General features: G+C 68.5%; 7 protein-coding genes. 3 read left to right on the plus strand and 4 right to left on the minus strand.

The features are described 5' to 3' along the window. Positions 1–2: 2 nt before the first annotated feature. Genes AC2CJA_RS07495 through AC2CJA_RS07505 form a run of 3 tightly spaced genes read right to left on the minus strand, consistent with a single transcriptional unit; the run spans position 3 to position 3,215 of the window. The gene (locus tag AC2CJA_RS07495; RefSeq protein WP_484601880.1) at positions 3–941 is read right to left on the minus strand and encodes a carbohydrate ABC transporter permease; all 939 of its coding nucleotides are present in this window, start codon (positions 939–941) and stop codon (positions 3–5) included. Then, positions 931–1,920 carry a carbohydrate ABC transporter permease gene (locus AC2CJA_RS07500; RefSeq protein WP_484601881.1) on the minus strand — a complete coding sequence of 330 codons (990 nt, stop codon included), beginning with the start codon at positions 1,918–1,920 and terminating at the stop codon, positions 931–933. Before AC2CJA_RS07500 ends, AC2CJA_RS07495 begins: the two co-directional genes overlap by 11 nt. A gap of 5 nt (positions 1,921–1,925) precedes the next feature. Next, complete coding sequence (locus AC2CJA_RS07505; RefSeq protein WP_241715997.1) at positions 1,926–3,215, minus strand: ABC transporter substrate-binding protein; 1,290 nt, start codon at positions 3,213–3,215, stop codon at positions 1,926–1,928. A gap of 189 nt (positions 3,216–3,404) precedes the next feature. On the opposite strand from AC2CJA_RS07505, the gene AC2CJA_RS07510 reads away from it, so the two are divergent. Beyond that, on the plus strand, positions 3,405–4,442 hold the full coding sequence (locus tag AC2CJA_RS07510) for a LacI family DNA-binding transcriptional regulator (RefSeq protein ID WP_484601882.1): 1,038 nt from the start codon (positions 3,405–3,407) through the stop codon (positions 4,440–4,442). A 74-nt stretch (positions 4,443–4,516) separates the two neighbouring features. Then, positions 4,517–5,863 carry an MFS transporter gene (locus AC2CJA_RS07515; RefSeq protein ID WP_484601883.1) on the plus strand — a complete coding sequence of 449 codons (1,347 nt, stop codon included), beginning with the start codon at positions 4,517–4,519 and terminating at the stop codon, positions 5,861–5,863. A 205-nt stretch (positions 5,864–6,068) separates the two neighbouring features. Here AC2CJA_RS07515 and glnA read toward each other — a convergent pair whose 3' ends face one another. Next, the gene (glnA, locus tag AC2CJA_RS07520) at positions 6,069–7,478 is read right to left on the minus strand and encodes a type I glutamate--ammonia ligase (RefSeq protein WP_484601884.1); all 1,410 of its coding nucleotides are present in this window, start codon (positions 7,476–7,478) and stop codon (positions 6,069–6,071) included. Positions 7,479–7,728: 250 nt separating this feature from the next. Between glnA and AC2CJA_RS07525 the strand changes: the two genes are divergently transcribed. Continuing rightward, on the plus strand, positions 7,729–8,196 hold the full coding sequence (locus AC2CJA_RS07525; protein WP_484601885.1) for an RDD family protein: 468 nt from the start codon (positions 7,729–7,731) through the stop codon (positions 8,194–8,196). Positions 8,197–8,266: the final 70 nt, after the last annotated feature.

Here is an 8,266-nt window from a genome sequence, read left to right on the forward strand (position 1 = left end):
GGCTACTTGATGCCGGAGTTGGCGAAGCCCTGGACGAAGTAGCGCTGCGCGAGAAGGAACAGTGCGACCATCGGGACGGTGGCGAGCGTCGTGCCGGCCATCAGGTAGGCCCAGGCGTTCTGGTCGGCCTGCTGGAAGGCCGACAGTCCCACCTGGATGACGCGCAGCTCGGTGTCCGACGTGATGATCAGGGGCCACAGGAAGTTGTTCCAGCTGCTCTCGAAGGTGAGCAGGCCGACGGTGGCGATGGCCGGTTTGACCAGGGGCGTCATCACTCGGGCGTAGATGCCGAACTCGCCCATGCCGTCGATGCGGGCAGCCTCCTCCAGTTCGCGCGGCAGGGAGAGGTAGAACTGGCGGAAGAGGAAGATGGCGAACGGCGTCAGCGCACCGGGGACGATGAGGCCCCACCACGAGTCGAGCCAGCCGTGGCCGCCCCGCCCGAGATAGTCGTTGCCGCCGAAGAAGGGGACGCCCTTGGCGATCAGGTACTGGGGAACGATCTTGGTGTAGGTCGGAATCATCATCGTGGCCAGCACGCCCATGAAGACCACGGTGCTGCCCCGGAACGGAATGCGGGCCAGGGCGTACCCGGCCATGGAGGCCATCACCAGATTGAGTGCGGTGTGCCCGATGGAGATGAAGAGACTGTTGCGGAAGTAGGTGCCGAACGGCGCGTACTCCAGGGCCTCGGGGTAGTTCGCCCAGTCCCACACCCGCGGCAGCAGACCGGGGGGATGGGAGGCGAGGTCGGGGTCGGTCTTCAGGGAGGTGATGATCATCCAGAAGAACGGGACGGCCATCGCCAGCGACACGGTGACGAGTACCAGGTGCAGCGCGAGGCGCGGCAGGCGCCGGGTGAGCGGCGGGCGGGCGGACCGGCGCGCGACCGGAGCCGGAGCCTGAGCCGTTCCGGGGGCGGAGAGCTGGTCAGCGGACATCGTCTTCCTTTCCGGTGAGACGTCGGCTGATCAGCATGAGCACCAGCAGGAACACGAACAGCACCACGCTCTGCGCGCAGGCCGCGCCCATGTTGAACTCCTTGAAGGCCGTGCGGTAGATCTCGTACGTCATGACGGTCGTCGAGTTGCCGGGCCCTCCGTCGGGCGTCAGCACGTACAGCTGGTCGAACGCCTGGAAGGAGTCGATGATCGACACCACCAGGACGAAGAACGTCGCCGGCTTCAGCAACGGCAGGGTGATGGAGAAGAACTGCCGCACCTGCGACGCGCCGTCGATCCTCGCCGCTTCGTACACGTCGTCCGGCATGGCCTGCAGGGCGGCCAGGTAGATGAGCATCTTGATGCCGATGCCCTTCCAGATGCTCACGACGATCACGGCGAACAGGGCCCAGTCCGGGTCGGCCAGCCAGGCCGGCCCGTCGATGCCCACCCAGCTCAGCATCGTGTTCACGACACCGAGCCGGGGCTCGAACATCCACATCCAGACCAGGGCGATCGCCACGGTCGCGGTGACGTGCGGCATGAAGACGGCGGTGCGGTACCAGGCCGCCGCCCGCATCTTAACGTTGAGCAGGAGTGCCAGGACCACGGCGATCGCCATGGCCACCGGCACGGTGAAGAAGGTGAAGACGACCGTGTGCCAGATGGACGAGTTCCAGGTCGGATCACCGAAGATCTCCTGGAAGTTGTCCAGCCCGTTGAAGGAGACCGTGCCCGCGAGGATGTCGTAGTCGGTGAAGGCCAGGACGAAGGTCGCGACGACGGGGATGCCGATCCACCAGACGAGGTGCACGACCGAGGGCGCCAGCAGGAGAAGGGCGACCCGGCGCCGCTCGTGCCCGAACTTCCGCCCGCGCCGCGGACGGTCACCGCGGGGTGAGGATGCCGGTGGACTGGTAGATCGATACACCGACTTCTGGTGTCGGCGCGCCGTGTCCACGGCCTGGTGGCTGGACACCGGCCTCAGGCCCCCTTGGCGATGATGGCCTCAGCCGTCTCGGCCAGTCCTCGCAGGGAGTCGGCCGGGCTGGACTTGCCGAGCAGCGCGCTCTCCAGAGCGGGCTTGAACTCCTCCCGGATCTCCAGCCAGGTCGGCACTCCGCCCTCGGAGAAGGCGTGGTCGAGGTTGTCCACCGCGAACGAGATGAGCTTGTTGCTTCTGACGTACTCGGAGTCCGCCGCGCTGAGGACCGCCGGGATGTTGCCGCGCTGTTCGGCGGCCTGGGGCGAGACCTTCTCCCCGGACAGGTACTCCACCAGGGCCTTGGCCTGCTCGGGATGCTTCGTCTTCGCGGACATGGTGGCCAGCGTCCCGCCCTGGAACAGCGCGGGACGCCGCTGGTTCAGCATGAACCCGCCGATCCTGTCCTCCTCGATCAGTTCGGGAGCGCTCTCGGATGCCTGGCGCCACATGTCGTTGTGGCCGATCATCATCGCCGCCCGTCCCTGGATGAGGGGAGCGACGACGGCCCCCTTCTGGGTGAATCCGTAGTCCTCGATCTTCTCCGTGCGGATGACGTCGACCATCCACTGGAGGGCTTCCACGGCCTCGTCCGAGTCGAAGACGGGCTTCCCGTCGGCGAACAGGTCGCCGCCGTGCGCCCACATGACCGGGAGGTACGTCTGGCGCAGGTCGTTGCTGAGGATGTCCACGCCGGCCCGGGTCAGCTTCCCGCCCTCGCGGACCGTCAGCTCCTTGCCCATCTCCATCAGCTCGGTCATGTCCTTGGGCGGTGCGTCGATCCCCGCCTCGGCCAGTATGTCCTTGCGGTAGATGCCTATCCTGGTGTCGAGCAGGATGGGGCGGCCGTAGGTCCCGCCCTCGTAGATCCCCGGCTCCACCACGCGGGGGTTGTACGTGCTCTCCAGCTCGGACCGGCTCGTCCCGAGGTCGGCGAGCACGCCCTTCTCGACGAAGGGCGGGATCCAGCCGACGCCCATCAGCATGACGTCGTAGGGCTGGCCCCCCACGATCGACGTGGCCAGTTTCTCGTTGAGCTTTCCGTACTCGGTGTAGTCCACCTGGACACTGACGCCGGGGTGGTCCTTCTTGAAGTCGGCGAGCAGCGAGGTGAGCAGCTTCTGCCCGTCCGCGCGGTCGAAGATCGGAGTGAGCAGGCGCAGGGAGGCGTCGCCGCCGCCCCCCTGCTGGGGGGCGGGACCGCCGCAGGCGGACAGCGCGGCGCCCGCGGCCGCGGCGGCGCCGAGTCCGAGAAGTCTTCTTCTGGACAGAGCGGAAGTGTGCGTACGCATGAGGACTCCTGGACGGCGAGAGGACGCGCACTGAACGGATGGCGTACTTGCGGTAGAGTCAGTGCATCGATTTACTGGTGTTTCGATGCACGAGACACTAGGAACGGCCGTACGGGCTGTCAACACTCCGGAAACAATTCGTTCTTATTCGCAGGGGAGAGACCAGTGGCGGGGGTAACGATCTATCAGGTGGCACAGGAGGCGGGAGTCTCGCCGAGTACGGTCTCCAACCTGCTCAACGGCAGGACCGGCAGGATGCTCCCCGAGACGCGGTCGCGGGTGGAGTCGGCGATCCGCCGCCTCGGCTACCGTCCCAACCGCGCCGCCCGGCAGTTGCGAACCGGGCGGATCCAGATGCTGGGGCTCGTCGTGCCGTCGGTGGCCAATCCGTTCTGGGGCACCTTCGCCCGGCACCTCGAAGCGGCGGCCCTGGCGGAGGGCTTCTACATGCTCCTGTGCAACAGCGAGCGTGACCCGGACCGGGAACGCCGCTACGTCGAGGAGCTGTGGGGCGACGGCATCGGCGGAGTGGTGCTGTGCTCCTCCCTCCCCTCGCTCGACCACGTGAAGCCGACCGTCGAGGAAGGGCTCGGACTGGTCGCCTTCGACCGCACCGCGCAACCCGGTGACCCGCACAGCGTGGTGAACATCGGGACCGACAACGTCCTCGGCATGCGCCTGGCGACAGAGCACCTCCTGGGACTGGGGCACACGCGTCTGGCCTTCGTGTCGGGTTCGATCGGCAGCGTCAACCGTGCCGAGCGGTACAGCGGCTTCCGGCAGGCACTGGACACCGCCGGCCTCCCCCCGTCCGCGGGCACCGTGTGGTCGGGAGCCGACACGGTGGACTTCGACGACCGGGACACCGCCGAACTCGGGCGGGTCGCCGCACGGGAGATCCTCTCGGTCCCCAATCCGCCGACCGCGATCGTGACCATCAACGACATGTGCGCGCTCGGCGTCGCCACGGGCGCGCGGGAGGCGGGCCTGGTGGTCGGCCGCGACGTTTCCGTGACCGGCTACGACGACATCATGCTCGCGGGTATGGCCACGCCCGCGCTCACCACGGTGCGGCAGCCCGTGGAGGAGATGGCGGTCACCGCGTTCGCCAAGCTGCGACAGGTCATGGACGGGGGAGGCGGTGAGTCCGGTCAGTCCATCCTGCACCGGCCCACGCTCGTGGTCCGCGACTCGACCGCGGCACCCGCCGTGATCACGGTCGCGTAGGTGGATCGCGACCACGAACCGGAACGAAGGACACCGGCCGCGCGTACCGGACGGAACTCAGGAGGAGAGCCCAGTTGAGTACGGGACCCGGGACCGGTTCCGCCCCCACACCCGACATCCGTGACCGGTACGGCTCACCCACCCCCAGAGCTCGTCTGCTGTCCTCGCTGAAGGTCAGGAACTACCGCCTCTTCTTCCTCGGCCAGGTCGTGTCCAACAACGGCACCTGGACGCAGCGCATCGCCCAGGACTGGCTGGTCCTCAGCCTGACCGGCTCCTCGACCGCCGTCGGGATCACCACCGCCCTGCAGTTCCTGCCACTGCTGCTGTTCGGCCTGTACGGCGGGGTCCTCGTCGACCGGCTGCCCAAGCGCCCCGTACTGGCGGCCACCCAGGTGGTCATGGCCCTCACCGCGCTCGCCCTCGCCGCCCTCACACTGACCGGCCGTGTCCACGTCTGGCACGTGTACGCCGCCGCCTTCGCGGTCGGCATCGCCACCGTGTTCGACAATCCGGCACGCCAGTCCTTCCTCGCCGAGCTGGTCGGCCCCAGCCTGCTGCGGAACGCGGTCGGCCTCAACTCCGCGAACTTCCAGTCCGCCCGTCTGATCGGCCCGGCCATCGCCGGGCTGCTGATCACCGGTGTCGGCACCGGGTGGGCGTTCCTCCTCAACGGGGTGTCCTTCGCCGCGCCCCTGATCTGCATGATGCTGATGCGCAACAGGGAACTGCGCGCCGTCGAACGCGCCCCGCGCGGAAAGGGACAGCTGCGCGAGGGCCTGCGCTACGTCGCCGGCCGGCCGGAGCTGCTGTGGCCCATCGTCCTGGTGGGCTTCTTCGGCACCTTCGCTCTCAACTTCCCGGTCCACCTGTCCGCCTACGCGGACGACGTCTTCGACGCCGGTGCGGGCGCCTACAGCCTCTTCAACACCCTGGTCGCGGCGGGCTCACTGGCCGGAGCGCTGCTCACCGCCCGGCACGAGTCCGCACGGCGGAGACTGCCCTTCCTCGCCGCGCTGGCCTTCGGCGTCCTGCAGACCGTGGCCGCCGCGGCGCCGACTCTGTGGAGCTTCGCCCTGCTCATGGTCCCCATGGGGTTGTTCGCCATGGTCGTCAACGTGGCCACGAACGCCACGATGCAGACCTCCACCGCCGTGACCGTACGGGGCCGGGTCACGGCCCTGTACATGATGGTCCTCCTCGGCGGCGCGCCCCTCGGCGCTCCCGTGGTCGGCTGGATCACCGACACCTACGGAGCCCGCGCCGGCCTTGCCGCGGCCGGCGCCGTGGCGACGGGGACCGCCGCGGTGACCGGGTTCCTTCTCCTCAGGGCCGGCGATCACCGTATCGCGGTCGGCTGGCGCCGTCGCCGCCCGTGGATTCGGATCGTGCCCCGAGAACCGGGGGAGAGCGGCGGCTGACGTCTCCCCGCGACCACGGCACGTGGCCGTCGTGCCGGTGCCGCCACCCGGCCGCGGCTCCACGGGCGGGGCCTTGAAGTGCGCAGGGCCATCCCGGGCGCGGGTCCTCCCACCGCGGCGCGGAACCCGGGGCACGAACGCCGCAGCCCCCGTGTCCGGCCTGTGGGAACGCAGACCGGACACGGGGGCGGGCGGTGTTCGTCGATCAGATGTCGAAGTACATCTCGAACTCGTGCGGGTGCGGGCGCAGCTGGATCGGGGCGATCTCGTTGGTGCGCTTGTAGTCGATCCAGGTCTCGATCAGGTCGGCGGTGAAGACGCCGCCGGCCTGCAGGTACTCGTTGTCCGCCTCCAGGGCCTCCAGGACGGCCGGCAGGGAGGTCGGCACCTGCGGGACGTTCGCGTGCTCCTCCGGAGCCAGCTCGTAGAGGTCCTTGTCGATCGGCTCGGCCGGCTCGATCTTGTTCTTGACACCGTCCAGACCGGCCAGCAGCAGGGCCGAGAAGGCCAGGTACGGGTTGGAGGACGGGTCCGGGGCGCGGAACTCCACGCGCTTGGCCTTGGGGTTGGATCCGGTGATCGGGATGCGCATCGCGGCGGAGCGGTTGCGCTGCGAGTACACCAGGTTCACCGGGGCCTCGAAGCCGGGCACCAGACGGTGGTAGGAGTTCACCGTCGGGTTGGTGAAGGCCAGCAGCGACGGGGCGTGCCTGAGGATGCCGCCGATGTAGTAGCGGGCGGTGTCGGACAGGCCCGCGTAGCCCTGCTCGTCGTAGAACAGCGGATCGCCGCCGGACCACAGCGACTGGTGGACGTGCATGCCCGAGCCGTTGTCACCGAAGATCGGCTTGGGCATGAAGGTGGCGGTCTTGCCGTTGCGCCAGGCGACGTTCTTGACGATGTACTTGAACAGCATCAGGTCGTCGGCGGCCGCGAGCAGCGTGTTGAACCTGTAGTTGATCTCCGCCTGGCCGGCGGTGCCGACCTCGTGGTGCTGGCGCTCGACCTTCAGTCCGACCCGGTCCAGCTCCAGCGACATCTCGGCGCGCAGGTCGGCGAAGTGGTCCACCGGCGGGGTCGGGAAGTAGCCGCCCTTGTAGCGGACCTTGTAGCCGCGGTTGTTCTCCAGCGCACCGGTGTTCCAGGCGCCCGCCTCGGAGTCGATGTGGTAGAAGGACTCGTTCGCGCTGGTCTGGAAGCGGACGCTGTCGAAGACGTAGAACTCGGCCTCGGGCCCGAAGAAGGCGGTGTCCGCGATGCCGGAGGAGGCGAGGTACGCCTCGGCCTTCTTCGCCACGTTGCGCGGGTCACGGCTGTACTGCTCGCCGGTGATCGGGTCGTGGATGAAGAAGTTGATGTTGAGTGTCTTGTCGCGGCGGAACGGGTCCAGGCGGGCGGTGGACAGGTCCGGCAGCAGCGCCATGTCGGACTCGTGGATCGCCTGGAAGCCGCGGATCGAGGACCCGTCGAAGGCCTGCATCTCGGACGGGTCGAACGTCGAGGCCGGGATCGTGAAGTGCTGCATGATGCCCGGCAGGTCGCAGAAGCGGACGTCGACGAACTTCACGTCGTTGTCCGCGATGTACTTCTTAGCCTCGTCGGCGTTCTGGAACATCCAAGTCCTCCTAGTCCCGCCGCGAGGGGACGGGGTGGCAGCTCGAGTGGCAGTCCAGTGAGATGTCCTGCTGTCGCCCGACCTTAGATTTGCGGGATTTCTCAAGCATGACCCATTTGTTTCGATGATGTTAACCGGACGAGTGTGCGGACGGTCGCTCCCGGTGCCGGTCCCGGTGCCGCCCTCGCGGCCGTGTACGGCCCCGCGGCCCGGCCGGGTACCCGGTAGGGCCGCGCGTTACCGTTGACGGGTGGACAACAGGCAAGCAATCGGATCCTGGCTCTCCGGGCCCAGGGCAGCGGCCGAGCAGATGGGTGCGGACTTCGGCTACCGGGGCGAGAGGCTGGGACTGCCCGAGAACGGGCCGGGGTCGGTCGCCCCGCTGGGGCGCCGGTTCGGCGCGATCCTCATCGACTGGGGCCTGTGCATGCTGATCGCATACGGTCTGCTCACGGGCGGCGACCTCGGCTCCGCCGGGAACTGGGCCCTGCTGGTCTTCGCGGTGCTCGGCGTCCTCACCGTCGGCACGGTCGGCTTCACACCGGGCAAGCGGCTGCTGGGACTGCGGGTGGTCTCCGCGAACGGCGGGCGGCTGACACTGCCCCGCACGGTGGTGCGCACGGCCCTGCTGGTGCTCGCCGTGCCCGCGCTCGTGTGGGACCGCGACTCGCGCGGCCTGCACGACCGGCTCTCCGGTGCCGTACAGGTGCGGATCTGAGCCGCTCGGAGCCGAGTCCGCGAAGCGGACGCGGAACGTGATGTGGGTGGGGCCCGCGACTCCTCGGAGT

The sequence above is a fragment of the Streptomyces sp. ATLC9 genome (assembly GCF_057196705.1).